This is a genomic window from Streptomyces sp. RP5T (assembly GCF_003933965.1).
In the GTDB taxonomy this organism is placed as follows: Bacteria; Actinomycetota; Actinomycetes; order Streptomycetales; family Streptomycetaceae; genus Streptomyces.
The window spans coordinates 1-1,045 of sequence record NZ_RSAJ01001145.1 but is presented as its reverse complement, the minus strand read 5'-3'; the positions used below and the strand labels follow the sequence as shown (position 1 = coordinate 1,045).

The following is a 1,045-nucleotide window of genomic DNA, read 5'->3' as shown; positions in this document are numbered from 1 at the left end:
CCCGCCGACGCTCTCCCCCTCCGTGATCCTGGCGCCCCGCGCCCAGTCCGCGGCCTTCATCGGCTTCTTGCCCTGCGCCTGCACCCACAGCAGCTCCACGCCGTACGAGCCGGTGCCGACGTGGACGCTGTTCTTGCCGACGGCGAGCGCGCCGGGAGCGAGATCCGTGCGGTCGGGCACCGGCTGGACCTGGATCAGCTTGAGCCGCTCGCCGCGGAAGGTCGTCCAGGCGCCGGGCGAGGGGTGGCACCCGCGCACGACCCGGTCCACCCGCAGCACGGGCGCGCTCCAGTCCACCCGGGCATCCTCGACGGTGATCTTCGGGGCGACGGTGATGCCCTCGGACGGCTGCGGTACGGCCTTCAGCGTGCCGTCCGCGATGCCGTCCATGGTCGCGGCCAGCAGCCCCGCGCCGGCGAAGGCGAGCCGGGTCAGCAGGTCACCGCTGGTGTCGGTGTGCCGGATCTCCTCGGTGACCGTGCCGTAGACGGGCCCCGAGTCCAGCCCTTCCTCGATGAGGAAGGTCGAGGCACCCGTGATCTCGTCCCCCGCCATGATGGAGTGCTGCACGGGCGCGGCCCCGCGCCAGGCAGGCAGCAGGGAGAAGTGCAGGTTGACCCAGCCGTGCGCGGGGATGTCGAGGGCGACGCGGGGCAGCAGGGCGCCGTAGGCGACGACGGGGCAGCAGTCCGGCGCGATCTCGCGCAGCCGCTCCAGGAACTCCGGGTCCCGCGGCCTGACGGGCTTCAGTACCTCGATGCCGGCCTCCTCGGCCCGCTCCGCGACCGGGCTCGCGACCAGCCTGCGCCCCCGCCCCGCCGGCGCGTCCGGCCGGGTGACGACGGCGGCGACCTCGTGCCGCCCGGAGGCGAGGAGAGCGTCCAGGGCGGGAACGGCGACCTCGGGGGTACCGGCGAAGACGAGCTTCATGGGTGGGCAGGGCCTCTCGGACGGGTGACGACGGGCAACGCACAAGTCTATGGCGCGGCACAACCGCCGCACGGCGGGAGCGGGTCAGCGAGGCGGGGCCCGTCCTCCCGGCCAA

At 74.4% G+C, this 1,045-nt stretch carries 1 protein-coding gene; it reads right to left on the bottom strand.

Going from position 1 to position 1,045, the window contains the following annotated elements; all coding sequences use genetic code 11:
- Positions 1–930: methionyl-tRNA formyltransferase (gene fmt / locus EHS43_RS45045; RefSeq protein WP_125196109.1), on the bottom strand; the 930-nt coding region annotated here is incomplete at its 3' end.
- Positions 931–1,045 lie beyond the last annotated feature (115 nt).